The sequence below is a fragment of the Pseudomonas sp. DSV-1 genome (genome assembly GCF_035830915.1).
Taxonomy (GTDB): Bacteria; Pseudomonadota; Gammaproteobacteria; order Pseudomonadales; family Pseudomonadaceae; genus Aquipseudomonas.
The window spans coordinates 1-14,530 of the sequence record NZ_JAYMYG010000002.1 but is presented as its reverse complement, the minus strand read 5'-3'; the positions used below and the strand labels follow the sequence as shown (position 1 = coordinate 14,530).

14 protein-coding genes and 3 pseudogenes are annotated in these 14,530 nt (G+C 56.4%); 8 read left to right on the top strand and 9 right to left on the bottom strand.

What is annotated here, in order from left to right:
- The first annotated feature begins 387 nt into the window (after positions 1 to 387).
- Positions 388 to 963, top strand: a complete 576-nt coding sequence (locus VSQ83_RS24520) for a recombinase family protein (protein ID WP_169872949.1) — start codon at positions 388 to 390, stop codon at positions 961 to 963.
- A 228-nt stretch (positions 964 to 1,191) separates the two neighbouring features.
- Here the strand turns inward: VSQ83_RS24520 and VSQ83_RS24515 are convergent.
- Both VSQ83_RS24515 and ltrA read right to left on the bottom strand, forming a co-directional pair.
- Positions 1,192 to 1,662: pseudogene (locus tag VSQ83_RS24515) on the bottom strand (IS5 family transposase); the annotation flags it as partial.
- A 59-nt stretch (positions 1,663 to 1,721) separates the two neighbouring features.
- A pseudogene (gene ltrA, locus VSQ83_RS24510) lies at positions 1,722 to 2,753 on the bottom strand (group II intron reverse transcriptase/maturase); the annotation flags it as partial.
- Positions 2,754 to 3,136: 383 nt separating this feature from the next.
- Between ltrA and phnC the strand changes: the two are divergent.
- The 6 genes and pseudogenes from phnC (at position 3,137) to VSQ83_RS24480 (ending at position 8,630) form a co-directional block, all read left to right on the top strand.
- Complete coding sequence (phnC, locus tag VSQ83_RS24505) at positions 3,137 to 3,964, top strand: phosphonate ABC transporter ATP-binding protein (RefSeq protein ID WP_003118432.1); 828 nt, start codon at positions 3,137 to 3,139, stop codon at positions 3,962 to 3,964.
- Positions 3,961 to 4,824: a phosphate/phosphite/phosphonate ABC transporter substrate-binding protein gene (gene phnD / locus VSQ83_RS24500; protein WP_003118431.1), complete on the top strand. Its 864-nt coding sequence runs from the start codon at positions 3,961 to 3,963 to the stop codon at positions 4,822 to 4,824. Before phnC ends, phnD begins: the two co-directional genes overlap by 4 nt.
- Positions 4,825 to 4,832: 8 nt before the next feature.
- Positions 4,833 to 5,660 (top strand): phosphonate ABC transporter, permease protein PhnE, encoded by an 828-nt coding sequence (gene phnE / locus VSQ83_RS24495; protein WP_003118430.1) that lies wholly within the window; start codon positions 4,833 to 4,835, stop codon positions 5,658 to 5,660.
- Between the two features lie 8 nt (positions 5,661 to 5,668).
- Positions 5,669 to 6,679, top strand: coding sequence for a phosphonate dehydrogenase PtxD (gene ptxD / locus VSQ83_RS24490; protein WP_326427763.1), 1,011 nt, complete (start codon positions 5,669 to 5,671; stop codon positions 6,677 to 6,679).
- Complete coding sequence (locus VSQ83_RS24485) at positions 6,673 to 7,542, top strand: LysR family transcriptional regulator (RefSeq protein ID WP_010466239.1); 870 nt, start codon at positions 6,673 to 6,675, stop codon at positions 7,540 to 7,542. The genes ptxD and VSQ83_RS24485 overlap by 7 nt, the downstream gene beginning before the upstream one ends.
- A 107-nt stretch (positions 7,543 to 7,649) precedes the next feature.
- A pseudogene (locus tag VSQ83_RS24480) lies at positions 7,650 to 8,630 on the top strand (IS5-like element IS1384 family transposase).
- Between the two features lie 394 nt (positions 8,631 to 9,024).
- Here VSQ83_RS24480 and VSQ83_RS24475 read toward each other — a convergent pair.
- The 3 genes from VSQ83_RS24475 to VSQ83_RS24465 all read right to left on the bottom strand — a co-directional run bounded on the left by VSQ83_RS24475 (position 9,025) and on the right by VSQ83_RS24465 (position 9,932).
- The gene (locus VSQ83_RS24475; RefSeq protein ID WP_169872948.1) at positions 9,025 to 9,222 is read right to left on the bottom strand and encodes a hypothetical protein; all 198 of its coding nucleotides are present in this window, start codon (positions 9,220 to 9,222) and stop codon (positions 9,025 to 9,027) included.
- Positions 9,223 to 9,295: 73 nt separating this feature from the next.
- On the bottom strand, positions 9,296 to 9,493 hold the full coding sequence (locus VSQ83_RS24470; RefSeq protein WP_169872947.1) for a hypothetical protein: 198 nt from the start codon (positions 9,491 to 9,493) through the stop codon (positions 9,296 to 9,298).
- A gap of 94 nt (positions 9,494 to 9,587) precedes the next feature.
- The gene (locus tag VSQ83_RS24465) at positions 9,588 to 9,932 is read right to left on the bottom strand and encodes a TrfB-related DNA-binding protein (RefSeq protein WP_326427762.1); all 345 of its coding nucleotides are present in this window, start codon (positions 9,930 to 9,932) and stop codon (positions 9,588 to 9,590) included.
- 188 nt (positions 9,933 to 10,120) lie between these two features.
- On the opposite strand from VSQ83_RS24465, the gene VSQ83_RS24460 reads away from it, so the two are divergent.
- A complete protein-coding gene (locus VSQ83_RS24460; RefSeq protein ID WP_169872945.1) occupies positions 10,121 to 11,464 on the top strand; it encodes an OprD family porin in 1,344 nt (447 codons plus the stop codon).
- Positions 11,465 to 11,726: 262 nt separating this feature from the next.
- On the opposite strand, the gene VSQ83_RS24455 is transcribed toward VSQ83_RS24460, so the two are convergent.
- The 4 genes from VSQ83_RS24455 to istB all read right to left on the bottom strand — a co-directional run.
- Positions 11,727 to 12,266, bottom strand: coding sequence for a hypothetical protein (locus VSQ83_RS24455; protein ID WP_326427761.1), 540 nt, complete (start codon positions 12,264 to 12,266; stop codon positions 11,727 to 11,729).
- A gap of 185 nt (positions 12,267 to 12,451) precedes the next feature.
- On the bottom strand, positions 12,452 to 12,670 hold the full coding sequence (locus VSQ83_RS24450) for a hypothetical protein (protein ID WP_326427760.1): 219 nt from the start codon (positions 12,668 to 12,670) through the stop codon (positions 12,452 to 12,454).
- Between the two features lie 302 nt (positions 12,671 to 12,972).
- Positions 12,973 to 13,218 carry a hypothetical protein gene (locus tag VSQ83_RS24445; RefSeq protein ID WP_326427758.1) on the bottom strand — a complete coding sequence of 82 codons (246 nt, stop codon included), beginning with the start codon at positions 13,216 to 13,218 and terminating at the stop codon, positions 12,973 to 12,975.
- A gap of 508 nt (positions 13,219 to 13,726) precedes the next feature.
- A partial coding sequence (gene istB, locus VSQ83_RS24440) for an IS21-like element ISPst3 family helper ATPase IstB (RefSeq protein WP_010454871.1) occupies positions 13,727 to 14,530 on the bottom strand: 804 nt, incomplete at its 5' end.

Below are 14,530 nucleotides of genomic sequence, written 5' to 3'. Positions count from 1 at the left end.
TTTTATATCGATAAATGGGGAGTCAGGGGAGTTATTAGAATAAGCCCTTAAAGTAAATGCAGATATGTAGTGATTTATTTTTCCAACTAGGTTTGCTTCAGTGTTAGGCCCAGAATAGAACACATAGTTATCGGTACCATAAAGAGTGTACCTAGCAGCATTAATAGCTGACCAGTAAACTGTATTCTCCTTCCCGTTTCTATTTCCTGAGTTATCCAAGCATACTGTATTCTTGAAAGTCCCGAATTTACCTAGGTTGCAGGATGACGTAAAACTTATGATAGTAGGTTTTAGGTTTGCGAAACTTACCTCAGTAGAGGCGTTAGCTGAAACGGTCGTTTAGGGTAGACTTAACCGCTTTATCTGTATGGTTGCAAGGTGCTTTACATGTTAATTGGGTATGCCAGAGTTTCGACAACAGAACAGAATCTGGATCTTCAGATTGCTGCATTAGAGAAGGCAGGATGCCAGAAAATATATACGGATAAGGCCAGCGGGAAGTCCCATAAAAATCCCGGCCTCAAAAAGGCCATTCGGGCTTTGTCACAAGGAGACACCCTGATTGCCTGGAGCTTAGATAGGCTGGGGCGCACGATGAAAGGTTTGATAGACCTGTCTTACTTACTGAATCATAAACGGGTGAACCTTCAGTTCCTGATCGAGCAGATTGATACGAGCACGCCTAATGGCAGGTTTCTGTTCAACATCAAAGCGGCTACGGCTGTTTACGAGCTTGAACGGAACGTCGAGCGTACCTTGGCCGGGTTGGCTGTGGCTCGAACGGCGGGCCGTATTGGAGGCAGAAAGCGCATCATGACCGACGAGATGTGTGTGCAGGCGCAAAGCCTTTTAGATAGCGGATTTAGCAGGAAAGAAGTGGCCATGCGATTAGGTGTTTCACCGACTTCGGTTTACAGATATTTACCATCTGCAAATGATGAACCTTGCCTAAAACAGAGCTAACAAAAAGCCCCGCTTCGGCGGGGCTTTTATGGTGCCTGGCAGACCTACTGCACAAGCGAATTTGATTCTCGTAATTCTCTAGGGATGGTCTGAAGTAGTTGTGTATTTCTGGCTGACTTCAGCCCCTGCCGATTTTAAAAGCGGCAAATCGATCAAAAACGCTCAGATCACCCGCTTATTTCTGTGTTTTTAGCCGCCGCGAGCACCTCGCGGCAGCCATTTTCCACATTACAGGCGCACCTCTCCTGCATTCGCCAGTAAATGTCGGCGCGCCATCCACAGGTTCGACAGCGCGAACAGCGTCATCAGTTGCGCCGTGTTCTTCGCCAGACCACGGAAGCGCACCTTCACATAACCGAACTGGCGCTTGATCACCCGGAACGGATGCTCGACCTTGGCTCGTACCTGAGCCTTGGCCTTCTCAATCTTGCGCTTGGCTTTGTACAAAGCACTGCGCTTATCAAGCTTCTTGTAAGTACTACGGCGGGCGGCGATCTGCCAGATGACCCCCCGGCCTTCATGTTCAGGGCGTTTCTCGACGCCGGTGTAACCCGCGTCGGCACCGACCATGTTCTCATCGCCGTGCAGCAGCTTATCGACCTGGGTGACATCGGCCACGTTGGCCGCCGTGCCCACCACGCTGTGCACCAAGCCCGACTCATCATCGACACCGATGTGCGCCTTCATGCCGAAGTGGTGAGTCGGCCGCGGGAACTGCCCCCGCAGCCGCTCGCAGAACCGTACGTGACACTCTCGCGTCATACGGCTCCCGTTATCCAACCTTGCTGCCCGGTCACTCGCCAGTGATGAAACAGCCGGGGTACCACAGTCCGCATCTTGTCCAGCCATTGGCTAATGCGCCGCTTGCGCCTATGAAGAGCCTTGTATTTTCGTCGGGCCCAGCGTTCAAGCGCGCGGTCAATGTGCTGGAAGATGCCAAGCATGGCTGTCCGATAGAACGAGCCATAGTATTGCGACCACCCCTGTATCACTGGATTGTAGAGCCGAGCCACGTCGACCAGCGTCACGTGGGTTTGGCGATTGAGTCGCCACCTGCGTACCGCTTGCCGCATCCGCTTTAAGGCATCCGCACTCGCTCCCGGAAGGAAGCTCGTGAAGAGCTGGTCTTGTTTGCTGAGCGCCTTCCTCGGCCTAAAGGTGAAGCCGAGGAAGGTAAAGCTCACATGCGGATAACCTGCGCGACGGTTACTGTCCTTGCAGTACACGACCTTCGATTTCTCGGGGTGCATCGTCAAGCCACAGGCAGCCAGCCGTGAAGCAATGGAGCGCATCACGTACTCCGCTTGCTTTCGACTGCGGCAGTGCACCACCGCATCATCGGCGTAGCGGGCAAACGGGCAGTTGGGGCTGGTACGTTGCATCCAGGTGTCGAAGGCATAGTGCATGAACAGATTCATCAGGAGGGGACTGATCACTCCACCTTGCGGGGTGCCGCGTTCGCGTCGGACGCGCATACCGTGATCCGTTTCGAACGGCGCAACCAGCCACCGCTCGATGTACAGAAGTATCCAGTCCTCCTTGATGTGCAGGCGCACCGCCTTCATCAGCAACCCATGATTGATCTGATCGAAGGCTGCCTTGATATCAAACTCCACCACCCAGTCGTATCGCCAGCAGCGCTCACGCGTGATCGCCACCGCCTGCTTCGCTGATCGTCCCGGCCGGTACCCATAGGAGTCCGAGTGGAAGATCGAGTCCAGCTCCGGCTCGATGAGAAGCTTGACCACGGTTTGCGCGACACGATCACCAACCGTGGGCACTCCCAGCTTGGGCGCGACAACAGACGTCTAGTTGGGCGGCACCTGAAGGTTTCGACCAGCCACATAACGGCCTAGGTCAATCGACGGGCAAGAATAGAATGTCTCCTATAGTCCGCTAGTGTGCGCTCTCTTGCTTGGATGGCATTACGTTCTGGCCCAACGTTACTGTAGCGAATCCGCAGCAGTATCAATCAAAGCCTCCTGTATCCCGCGTGAAGAAAGACGCTACGTTGCGCCCGTTCTTCCACGGCTTCGCTTGCCGCCCCGCTACGGCAGATTCGAAGTATTCATCGAAATGTCATCCTTTAGAAGCAGTGCGGTAACAAGGAATTTCTACCCTTTGCATCGCGAACCGCAATTGTGCGGCCAGCAATATTGCGAAAGGTGATCAAATGACGCCCCATCCGATACAGGACGCCGTGCTGCGGGTCGACCGGTTGAGCGTCGTCTATCCAGGCGGCGTGACAGCCCTACGCGATACCTCGATTGCATTTCGGCGTGGTGAGTTCACCGTGCTGCTTGGTCTCTCGGGCGCAGGCAAGTCGACCTTGCTCCGTAGTCTCAATCGACTCGTCACGCCCACTGGCGGCAGTGTCACCAGCGAACTCGGTGAACTCGGCAGCGGCTCGGCCTTGCGTCAGCATCGTCGGCGTACCGCCATGATCTTTCAGCACCACCAGCTAATCGAACGTCAAAGCGCACTGGCTAATGTGCTGACCGGTCGGCTGGCCTTTCACAACACGCTCCGCTCGCTGTTTCCTCTGCCGCGTGCCGATCAGGAGATTGCGCTCAGTTGCCTCGCTCGGGTCGGTCTGGCAGACAAGGCGCTAAGCCGGGTGGACAAACTGTCCGGTGGCCAGCAGCAGCGGGTAGGCATCGCGCGTGCGCTAGCGCAACAGCCGGCGATCATTCTGGCCGATGAGCCGGTAGCCAGTCTCGACCCGGCCACTTCGGTCCGTGTTCTCGGATTGCTGCGCGACATCTGCAAGGAAGACGGCATCACCGCCATCGTTTCGCTGCATCAACTCGAATATGCCCGCCGCTTCGCCGATCGCGTCGTCGGGCTGGCCGATTCTCAGATCGTTTTCGATGCCGCGCCCTCGGAACTCACCGATGCGCAGCTTGAGCGCATCTATGCAGGCCGCTCTACGACTCAGCCAGCGAATGCTCCGGCTGAACCACCTGTCATGCTCGAACCTTCACTGGAGATGTCCCGATGAAACGCTTATCCGCGCTCTTATTGACTTGCTTGCTGTCCGCTGTTTCAAGTTTGTCCGCCCTAGCGGCCGATGCCGATCCGGATGTGCTAAAGGTTGCCCTGCTGCCGGACGAAAACGCCTCCGAGCTGATCAAGCGTAACCAGCCGCTGAAGGATTATCTGGAAGAGCATCTGGACAAGAAGGTGCAGCTGATCGTAACCACCGACTATTCCTCGATGATTGAGGCGATGCGCTTTGGCCGTATCGACCTGGCGTATTTCGGTCCGCTGTCCTACGTCATGGCCAAAAGCAAAAGCGACATCGAGCCCTTCGCTGCCATGGTCATCGACGGCAAGCCGACCTATCGCTCGGTGATTATCGCCAATGTGGCGTCAGGCGTGAATGAGTATGCCGACCTTAAGGGCAAGAGAATGGCCTATGGTGACCGGGCATCGACGTCCAGCCATTTGATTCCCAAAACCGTGCTTCTTGAGACGGCCGATTTGACGGGTGGGCAGGACTACGAACAACATTTTGTGGGCACGCATGACGCCGTTGCCGTCAACGTGGCGAACGGCAACGCCGATGCGGGTGGGCTGTCGGAGGTAATTTTCAATCACGCAGCCGAACGTGGCCTGATCGATCCGAGCAAGGTGAAAGTACTTGGTTACAGCGGCGAATACCCCCAGTACCCCTGGGCGATGCGCTCGAACCTGAGCCCCGAGCTGAAAACCAAGGTGCGGGATGTATTCGTCGGTATCGACGATCCCGAAGTGCTGCGCAACTTCAAGGCCGAGGCCTTCGCGCCAATCACCGACGCCGACTACGATGTGATCCGCAACATGGGATCGCTGCTCGGCCTCGACTTCGCCACGATGTGAGCACCGATATGTCTTCTCATTACGACGTGCAGGCGCTGCCTGCAGAGCAACGCGAGCACATCCTTCGAGGCTTCGGCCTCGGTTGGTGGCGCCAGCTGGGGCAGGTGGCGATTGTATTCGGAGTGGTGCTGTTGGCCTGCTGGTACGTGGGGCTGCTCGATGCCACCACGCTGCTGAACGGGCTGCCCTCCATCGCGACCCTGGCAGGCGAGGCCATGCCGCCAGACTTTTCGGGCTATCGAAGCTGGATTCGCCCCTTGATCGACACCTTGGCGATGAGCATCGCCGGTACGGCCATCGCAGTGGTGTTCTCGCTGGTGGTGGCCTTCGTTGCAGCGCGCAATACGGCGCCGCACCCCCTTGTGTTCGGTGTTGCCCGGGTGCTGCTCAATGCCCTGCGGTCGGTGCCGGAGCTGATCATGGGCATCATCTTCGTTGCAGCCGTAGGGTTCGGCGCCTTGCCGGGCGTGCTTGCCCTGGGTCTGCATTCGGTCGGCATGGTCGGCAAGTTCTTCGCCGAGGCCATCGAGCACGTCGACGAAGCGCCGGTGGAAGCCGCTCGGGCGGCGGGGGCTACGCCGATGCAAGTGCTGCTGCACGCGGTTTTGCCACAGGTGACGCCGCAGTTCGCCGACGTGGCGATCTACCGCTGGGAATACAACTTTCGCGCCTCCACCGTGATGGGCATGGTTGGCGCCGGCGGTATCGGCTTCGAACTCATGGGCTCGCTGCGCATCATGCAGTACCAGGAGGTTGCAGCAATCCTGCTGGTCATCCTGGCCATGGTCACGCTAGTAGACGCCTTCAGTGGCGTGCTGCGCAAACATTTCAAATAGGACAAACCATGCTGCCGAAACTCGTTATAACTCACCGAGTACACGATGAGATCCTGCAACTGCTGGCGCCACATTGCGAGCTGATGACCAACCAGACCGACAGCACGCTGACGCGCGAGGAAATTCTGCGCCGCTGCCGCGATGCTCAGGCGATGATGGTGTTCATGCCCGATCGGGTCGATGCAGACTTTCTTCAAGCCTGCCCTGAGCTGCGTGTAGTCGGCTGCGCGCTCAAGGGCTTCGACAATTTCGATGTGGACGCCTGTACTGCCCGCGGGGTCTGGCTGACCTTCGTGCCTGATCTGTTGACCGTCCCGACTGCCGAGCTGGCGATCGGACTGGCGGTGGGGCTGGGGCGGCATCTGCGGGCAGCAGATGCGTTCGTCCGCTCTGGCGAGTTCCAGGGCTGGCAATCACAGTTCTACGGCACGGGGCTGGATAACGCTACGGTCGGCATCCTTGGCATGGGCGCCATCGGACTGGCCATGGCTGATCGCTTGCAGGGATGGGGCGCGACCCTGCAGTACCACGAGGCGAAGGCTCTGGATACACAAACCGAGCAACGGCTCGGCCTGCGCCAGGTGGCGTGCAGCGAACTCTTCGCCAGCTCGGACTTCATCCTGCTGGCGCTTCCCTTGAATGCCGATACCCAGCATCTGGTCAACGCCGAGCTGCTTGCCCTCGTACGGCCGGGCGCTCTGCTTGTAAACCCCTGTCGTGGTTCGGTAGTGGATGAAGCCGCCGTGCTCGCGGCGCTTGAGCGAGGCCAGCTCGGCGGGTATGCGGCGGATGTATTCGAAATGGAAGACTGGGCTCGCGCGGACCGGCCGCGGCTGATCGATCCTGCGCTGCTCGCGCATCCGAATACGCTGTTCACTCCGCACATAGGGTCGGCAGTGCGCGCGGTGCGCCTGGAGATTGAACGTTGTGCAGCGCAGAACATCATCCAGGTATTGGCAGGTGCGCGCCCAATCAACGCTGCGAACCGTCTGCCCAAGGCCGAGCCTGCCGCATGTTGAATCCGGTCTGGCTGAAGAGCCTGGTAGCGATCGTTCAAACAGGCAGTTTTCAGAGCGCGGCGAGGGCGTTGGGGCTGGCCCAGCCGACGGTGTCGCAGCACTTGCAGAAGCTTGAAGAGCAGGTCGGCGTAACGCTGGTGCAGCGCAGTCGTAGCGGCTGCCAGCCTACCACACGGGCGCTGGCCTTCATGCCGCATGCGACCGCCTTGCTCGACATGCACGCCCGGGCGCTAGAAGCCCTGCATGGCAATCGTGAGCGCGTCGGGGCCAGCTCCAACATCGGCACCTACCTTCTCCAGCCATTCGTGCGCAACTATCTGACGACCGCAAATGAGAGGGGCGAGGTGGATCTGCGCATCGCCGCCAACCCGGATGTGGCCGACCAGCTACTGGCGGGCCAGCTCGACGCCGCGATCATGGAATGGTGGCTACCTCACCCCGACTTCGAACACCGCCTCTGGCGGGTCGAGCCGCTGGTGCTTATCGTCAGCCCCGACCATGCGCTGGCTGAAGCAGGGTGCATAGAACGTGATCGTCTGGTGGACCTGCCGATGCTGGGAGGTGAACCGGGTAGCGGTACCGGACGGCTTCTGACCGAATACTTTGGCGAACTGGGCGTGCCTCGCAGCGGTATGCAGCTAGGCAGCACCGAGGCAGTCAAACAAGCAGTGAGGGCGGGACTCGGCGTGTCGTTGGTGATGGCTTCCGCAGTACAAGACGAAGTTCGCAGTGGCGCGCTGGTAGCTCTTCCCATCCCGGGGCTTGAAAAGCGTCTCCAACTGATCTGGCGCAAACCTCCCGGAAATCTGCACCCGCCGGGATTTGTGCGGCACTTATTGGAGGAGGCAGATCTAGCTGGATAAGGTGATGGATGGTTGCGATCCAGCGCTTGGCTTGTCAGCCTAGGGAAACTCTGAAAAAGACTTTCTGATTTGGCAAAATACCGCGACCCCACCCACCGAGTTTCCCGATGAAGCAGATGACCTTCGCCGACGCCGAGTACGCTGGCAAGCGCAAGCAAACCCGCAAGGAGTTGTTCCTGATCGAGATGGATCGGGTGGTGCCGTGGAAGGGCTTGATTGCTTTGATCGAGCCACATTATCCGAAGGGTGAAGGTGGCCGTCCGGCCTACCCGTTGATGGCGATGCTGCGTGTGCATCTGCTGCAGAACTGGTTCGGCTACAGCGATCCAGCGATGGAGGAAGCGCTGTACGAAACCACGATCCTGCGCCAGTTTGCCGGGCTGAACCTGGAGCGCATCCCCGACGAAACCACCATTCTCAACTTCCGCCGCTTGCTGGAGAAACACGAGCTGGCGGCCGGCATCCTCGCTGTCATCAATGGCTATCTGGGCGACCGCGGCCTGTCGCTGCGCCAGGGCACCATCGTCGATGCAACGCTGATCAATGCGCCCAGTTCGACCAAGAACAAGGACGGCAAGCGCGACCCGGAAATGCACCAGACCAAGAAGGGAAACCAGTATTATTTTGGCATGAAGGCCCACATCGGCGCCGATGACGAATCGGGTCTGGTGCACAGCGTAGTGGGCACGGCGGCCAATGTGGCGGATGTCACCCAGGTGGACAAATTGCTGCATGGCGACGAAAACGTGGTCTGCGCCGATGCAGGCTACACCGGTGTCGAAAAGCGGCCCGAGCATGAAGGACGTGAAGTTATCTGACAGGTGGCGGCACGCCGCAGCACCTACAAAAAACTCGATAAGCGCAGCGTGCTGTACAAAGCCAAGCGCAAGATTGAAAAGGCCAAGGCTCAGGTGCGCGCCAAGGTCGAGCATCCGTTCCGGGTAATCAAGCGCCAGTTCGGTTACACCAAGGTGCGCTTTCGCGGCTTGGCCAAAAACACGGCGCAACTGGTGACACTGTTCGCTCTGTCGAACCTGTGGATGGCGCGCCGACATTTACTGACGAATGCAGGAGAGGTGCGCCTGTAATGCGGGAAATGGCCACCGGAGTGGGGTCCGGGTGGCGAAAACGTAAGAAATACTCGTCGAATTGATTGTTTTTTGATCATTTGGCGAGTTTAAAAGTTGCGCTAGGTGGTATGCCGGGGAAATACATGGCTACTTCAGACCATCCCTAGCAATTTTCACAGCCTTCAATTCTTCATTGGTGCATCGCACCTCATCAACGGAGCGATGATCCCAACCCCCATGTTCTGTAAGCAGAGCTGGCCCTTGTGGGCTTGGCTGGCACTCCCTGAGATCTTGGATGTGCGTCAGTCCGTTGGACATTGCAGCGCAGCCTGTAACGGCTAGCACTGCAAGAAGGAGAAGGGGTGAGGCAAGCTCTCGGCGTACCTTAAACATAAAGCCCCCTTAAATCACCTTAAGACCCATGAACGTTGAACTGCGGGTTCTGCGAGAAGTAGCCGTCGTCGCCGGACAACTTGGAGTAAGCAGCAGGATCTTTGGCGCGCAGCTCTTGGCCGTGGGCGTTCAGGTCTTGCAGACCAGCACAGCCTGTAACGGACAGAGCAGCGGCAGAAACGAGAGCAGCGGCAAACAGAGATTTCAGAACTTTCATGGTGTAGCTCCTTGCAAATAAAGAGTGCGCCTAATGGCTTTGTGATGCTGGGCGGGGAGGGTACAGCGGGTTGTTACGACCCGTGTACCGAATACTGAGGATTCTGAGAGAAGTACTCGTCGTCGCCGGACAACTTGGAGTAGGCAGCGGGATCTTTGGCGCGCAGCTCTTGACCGTGAGCGTTCAGATCTTGCAAAGCCGCGCAGCCAGTAGCGGACAAAGCAACGGCAGACAAGAGGGCAGCAGCGAACAGCGATTTCAAAGCTTTCATGGTGTAGCTCCTTGAGGTTGGGTCAGCGCCTTGTTTCTCGCTGATGGCCCCATATTATCCATAGCTGCGACCAATGTAAACACTATAAACAAATTTATTTATTAAGTTGTTTCTTTGCTTCGGCCAATTCAGCTTTCAAGCGCTTGAGGTCCTTTCTTAGGCTTGCTGCCATGTCCTTTGGCATCCACTCCTGAACCAGTGTCCAGTCAGGTGGAAATCCATTCAAATGTGCAGTGATTCGATTAATAGCACCCGACACGTTCTGTGGGCTCGTCCCCAGCTCTCTAGCTGCTTCAGCCTTTGATAGCCCACGAACGCAGACAGCCTCAACAATGGCCCAGGTATTGCCGCTGATCCCGCTCTGTAGATCGAGCTTGAGCCTAATCAGCTGCTCTGGAGTGAGGGTTGGGACTTTGTTTGAGATCAGTGTGTTACTCAAAATTCAGGTCCTTCTACAGTTCATTCAATGCCGGATGGTATCAGCGCAAACTGTTTAAATAAATTTATTTAAAACATTGATAAATCCATTGTGTAACATTTTTCATCCAATGTATGCTCCGTCCTGCATTCAGGCCTAGTGCCATGCACCAATAGCTGTACATAAAAAAAAGCACTCAAGGAGCTGTAATGTCTAACAAAATCTCGCTGGCAACCGCCATCGGTCTCGCAAGCCTCTCCCTCGGTGCTCACGCTGACACGGCGCAGCACGGCTTCATCGAAGATAGTACTGCGACGCTTACTGCGCGTAACTTCTACATCAATAACGACAACCGCGACGGCGCGGCCAAACCTTCTAAAGTTGAGGAGTGGGGCCAAGGCTTCATCCTTAACTTCGCTTCTGGTTTCACCCAAGGCACCGTTGGTTTTGGTGTTGATGCGATTGGCCTCTATGGCATTCGACTCGACTCCAGCACTGCCAAGCACGGCAACCTGAACGGCAACGCTGCTGGCGGCTCGGTTTTCCCAAGCGACGGCAATGAGGCAGTCGGTCAGTTCGCCAGCCTGGGCGTGACTGGCAAGATGAAAATCTCTGAAACAGTGCTGCGCATTGGTACTCTTCAACCGAATAACCCGGTTGTGAAAACCAATGACGGTCGACTGCTGCCTCAGACATTTCAGGGCGGGGAGATCAAGTCCAATGAGATCAAAGACCTGACCTTGACTGTCGGTAAGCTTGAGCACGCCAAGGGTCGTAACTCTACGAACAACGAAGGCTTGTCGATTGCCAACGCCAACGGTGGTTCGAACTACGATACCGGTAAATTCAGCAACAAGTTCTATTACGGAGGCGCTGACTACAAAATCAACAAAGACCTCACAGCGTCGTATTATTACGGGGAGCTGAAAGAGTTCTATTCGCAAAACTTCTTGGGCCTTGTGCACAACTGGGCAATTGGTCCTGGTGTGCTGAAAAGTGACCTGCGCTACTACCGCAGCCGCGACAATGGCGCCAACAGCCATGACCCTGCTTACTTCAGTCCCGGTTACTACGGTGGAAACACCACGAAGGGTAAAGTCGACAACGATCTTTACAGCTACCTGGCGCTCTACTCCGTGGCAGGTCACACCTTTGGTGGTGGCTACCAAGTCTCCAATGGCGATAGCGACTTCCCATGGTTGAACCAAGGTGACGGATCGTCAAACAGCACCATCACCGACTCGCAGATCCAGAAGTTTGCCCGTGCTGGCGAGCGTACTTGGCAAGTGCGATACGGTTATGACTTCGCGGCGCTGGGCCTGCCTGGCTTTACCGTGAATGCCGTCTACCTCAAGGGTAATGACATTGACACCACAAGTGGTAGCAGATCCGAATGGGAGCGCGACTTGTCCGTAGCCTATGTCCTGCAGGAAGGGGCTCTAAAAGGCTTGGGTTTCACTTGGAAAAACGCCATGTGGCGCACGGACCTTCCAAACACTCGTAGCCAAGATGAGAACCGAGCCATCGTTTCCTACACCTATAAATTTATGTAATTAGGACTATGCTTAGCAGCATTGATTCTAATACACTGCAGACGTTATCAATCGTCCTTTGCGATTTCTAACTTCTAATTTTTGCTTTTAAACCCGGTGCTCACGCATCGGGTTTTTTTTCGCCCCGGCTTTGAGCCACTGCATGGGCCCAAAGAACTCTGGGGTGAGAGGGCGCCTGGCAGAGACCTGCATCAGCGACCTCTCATAGGCCAACAGCTTTGCCCGCTCCGACGCAACGCGTCGCCACTTGGTGCGTTGATCGTTACTGGGTACAAAGCAGTGGCCAGCCGTGTGTGAGTCTCCAGATGCGCTCTACGTGCTTGGCGTGAGCGTAGTCGCTCTCAACATCAGGTGCAGTCGGCTCCTTGCAGCGTCTGGTCGCTTCCTTGCGGCTAATGGTTGCATAGGAATAGCGCCAACGAGCGACGTCGTTGAGGCTGGAACCTTTGATGTGCAATGCGCCCGTGCCTTTGCCATCGCCAAAGTGTTGCCCGAGACGTTCGCGTACACCCGTTGAACCCGCTATGCCATTGTAAACTAGGCTGAATCCGTCTTTTTTCAGACTGCAAATATTTGGCAGATCACTATGCAGTCTAGCCATGAGTGAGAGGTTGATTGACTCTTTCAACGATGAGGACGTGCAGGTTTGAAGCTCCTCGATGGAGTAGTCAGTGTAGATCCAGTAGTAGCCCATAACTTTTGTAGGCGGTGCCATTTCGAACTGAAGATTTTTTTTTCGGCTGATTCCAAGCAGGCGCGAAGAGCGCACTTCTTCTACGCGGGACAGTAAATCGCGTGGCACGGTGGTTTCTCTTGTTTGAGTAAGGAGGGAGTTGGTTACTCAGCTTTTATCATGCTGAATATCAGGGCTCAAAATAATGCCGCTTCCAGATCTGAAACAAGAGGCGCACCTGGTACAGCTAATGCCCGATACATTTCGGGCTGAGGGTGGAATCTGCTATTCCAATTGCTCTGTACACAAGCGAGCTACTCGCTCGCTATCAGCGGCTGGAGGGCGCGTTCCAATCCTTGGGCCATTTCTTCTGCCTCGGTCACAAAACACTTGAGGCTGTATTGTGCGGCATCCGCGAACGACATAGTGCCGTCTTCCCATTGATCCTGCCCCATCGGTTCAGTGCCGGTACTGGCTCGAAAAGCCTTGAACCAAGCAAGTTGTTTGGAGGTGCTGGTTGGAGTGTTGGTCATTGGGCGGCTCCTTCAACATTCAACGCTGTAGCCATCATCACCCTTTCGGGGACGGAGCCGGTTTCGCATGGCCTTGACCGTGCTGATTATTTGGCAGCATCGAGGGCAAGTGATTGAATCGGTGGGACTGGCTACGTCGTATGCTGCATCTGCATCTTCGTGGTATGCATCAAAGGCAGTGCCGCACAACGAGAATTCAGCATTGATAGGACTTTCTGCACAGCGTCTGTTGGCCATCTTTTTTCCGAGTTAATTAGATTTGCGAGTCTTAGCGGCATGCCAAGCTGATTGGGGCAAATCTCCTAAGTCGCACCGCTATCGAGGTAAACCTTGCTCGTGTCGAGCATCACAGTACCTGCATGATCTCTATTGGATCTGCTTAGCATCGCCTCACAACTCGACTGCGCCCTACACTCACTTTTAAACGCGCTGTCAGCGACCGTAGCGAAGAGATCGCTGTCAATTCCAACCAAGGCCAGCCCTGATTGCTTGCAAAGCTTCAGCGCCGTCTCAAGCTGTTTTATGGCGCTGATCTGACTTTTGTTCATTACCTGAGCTTCCGTGATTGTTAGGGACTTGGTGTACCTGGTGTTACCTCTCCTAGCGGCTCGGGAGTTGCACCAAATTCCCTGCGACCATCCCGGCCAATTCGGGGTCGAGGGTGTGAAGCATAAACTGGATGACCTCTTGCGTAGCCCCGATGCGTATGCCATTCGCCCGGCCCGTTAGCAACAATTCATGATGCTTTTCCATCCAAGTCCCTAACTCTGCTAGAGCCTGCAGCTGGTCTGGTGTGGCATCTCGCAAGTAGCCGTAGAGAGCATCCCGCTCGGGTATGCCTGTGTCCATGTTTGACCCTTTCTGTTGGCGCTGATGGAAAATTGACCCACCCTGCCGATTGAAATTTGACCCAGGGCGGATTGCTGATTTTGTTACCAGCAACTGTGGATAAGTCTACCAGCGCAGCTGCTGTTGCCCCCACTCCTTCGCTAGCCCAGTTCAGTTGTTTAAGACCTGCCACACGCAGCCATGTAGCAGGCCGTCGTCGCCATGAAATCAGAACGGCTCATCGTCCTCCGGTTCCTGGCCGCCCTTACGCTTTCGCTCCCGTGATTTGATCTTGGCCTGGGCCGCCAAGCTACTGTGTTGCAGGCGATAGGACTCGTTACCGGTTTCGACGATGTGGCAGTGGTGGGTCAGCCGATCCAGCAGGGCGGTGGTCATCTTGGCGTCGCCGAACACGCTCGACCATTCGGCGAAGCTCAGGTTGGTGGTGATCACCACGCTGGTGTGTTCGTACAGCTTGGATAGCAGGTGAAACAGCAACGCACCGCCGGCCTGGCTGAAGGGCAGATAACCCAGTTCGTCGAGGATGACCAGATCCATGCGCAGCAGAGCTTGGGCGATCCGCCCGGCTTTGCCGTCGTGCTTTTCGCGCTCCAGCAGATTGACCAGATCGACCGTGGAGTAGAAGCGCACGCGCTTGCCGTGCCGGGTGATGCCGGACACGGCCAGCGCAGTGGCCAGGTGGGTTTTACCGGTGCCAGGCCCACCGATCAGCACCACGTTCTGCGCGGTGTCGGTAAAGGCCAGACTGGCCAGTTCGCTGATCAAACGAGCGTCTGCGCTGGAGGCGCTGAAGTCGAAGCCGGCCAGGTCGCGGTGCATCGGCAGCTTGGCCATGTTCATCTGGTGGCTCACCGAGCGCATGGCGCGATCTGTGTGCTCTTGTTCCAGCAGGTGTTCGAGCAGCCACTTGGACGAGGCTGTGTTCGACTCACCCTGCGCAGTCAACTCCGCCCAGGCCGTGGCCATGCCGTGCAGGCGCAGCTCCTTGAGTTCCGCCATCAAATCACGCAT

Coding starts and splice junctions, on each gene's coding strand:
- VSQ83_RS24520 (WP_169872949.1), top strand. CDS start 388: ATGTTAATTGGGTATGCCAGAGTTTCGACAACAGAACAGAATCTGGAT.
- phnC (WP_003118432.1), top strand. CDS start 3,137: ATGACGCCCCATCCGATACAGGACGCCGTGCTGCGGGTCGACCGGTTG.
- phnD (WP_003118431.1), top strand. CDS start 3,961: ATGAAACGCTTATCCGCGCTCTTATTGACTTGCTTGCTGTCCGCTGTT.
- phnE (WP_003118430.1), top strand. CDS start 4,833: ATGTCTTCTCATTACGACGTGCAGGCGCTGCCTGCAGAGCAACGCGAG.
- ptxD (WP_326427763.1), top strand. CDS start 5,669: ATGCTGCCGAAACTCGTTATAACTCACCGAGTACACGATGAGATCCTG.
- VSQ83_RS24485 (WP_010466239.1), top strand. CDS start 6,673: ATGTTGAATCCGGTCTGGCTGAAGAGCCTGGTAGCGATCGTTCAAACA.
- VSQ83_RS24475 (WP_169872948.1), bottom strand. CDS start 9,222: ATGAAAGTTCTGAAATCTCTGTTTGCCGCTGCTCTCGTTTCTGCCGCT.
- VSQ83_RS24470 (WP_169872947.1), bottom strand. CDS start 9,493: ATGAAAGCTTTGAAATCGCTGTTCGCTGCTGCCCTCTTGTCTGCCGTT.
- VSQ83_RS24460 (WP_169872945.1), top strand. CDS start 10,121: ATGTCTAACAAAATCTCGCTGGCAACCGCCATCGGTCTCGCAAGCCTC.
- VSQ83_RS24450 (WP_326427760.1), bottom strand. CDS start 12,670: ATGACCAACACTCCAACCAGCACCTCCAAACAACTTGCTTGGTTCAAG.
- VSQ83_RS24445 (WP_326427758.1), bottom strand. CDS start 13,218: ATGAACAAAAGTCAGATCAGCGCCATAAAACAGCTTGAGACGGCGCTG.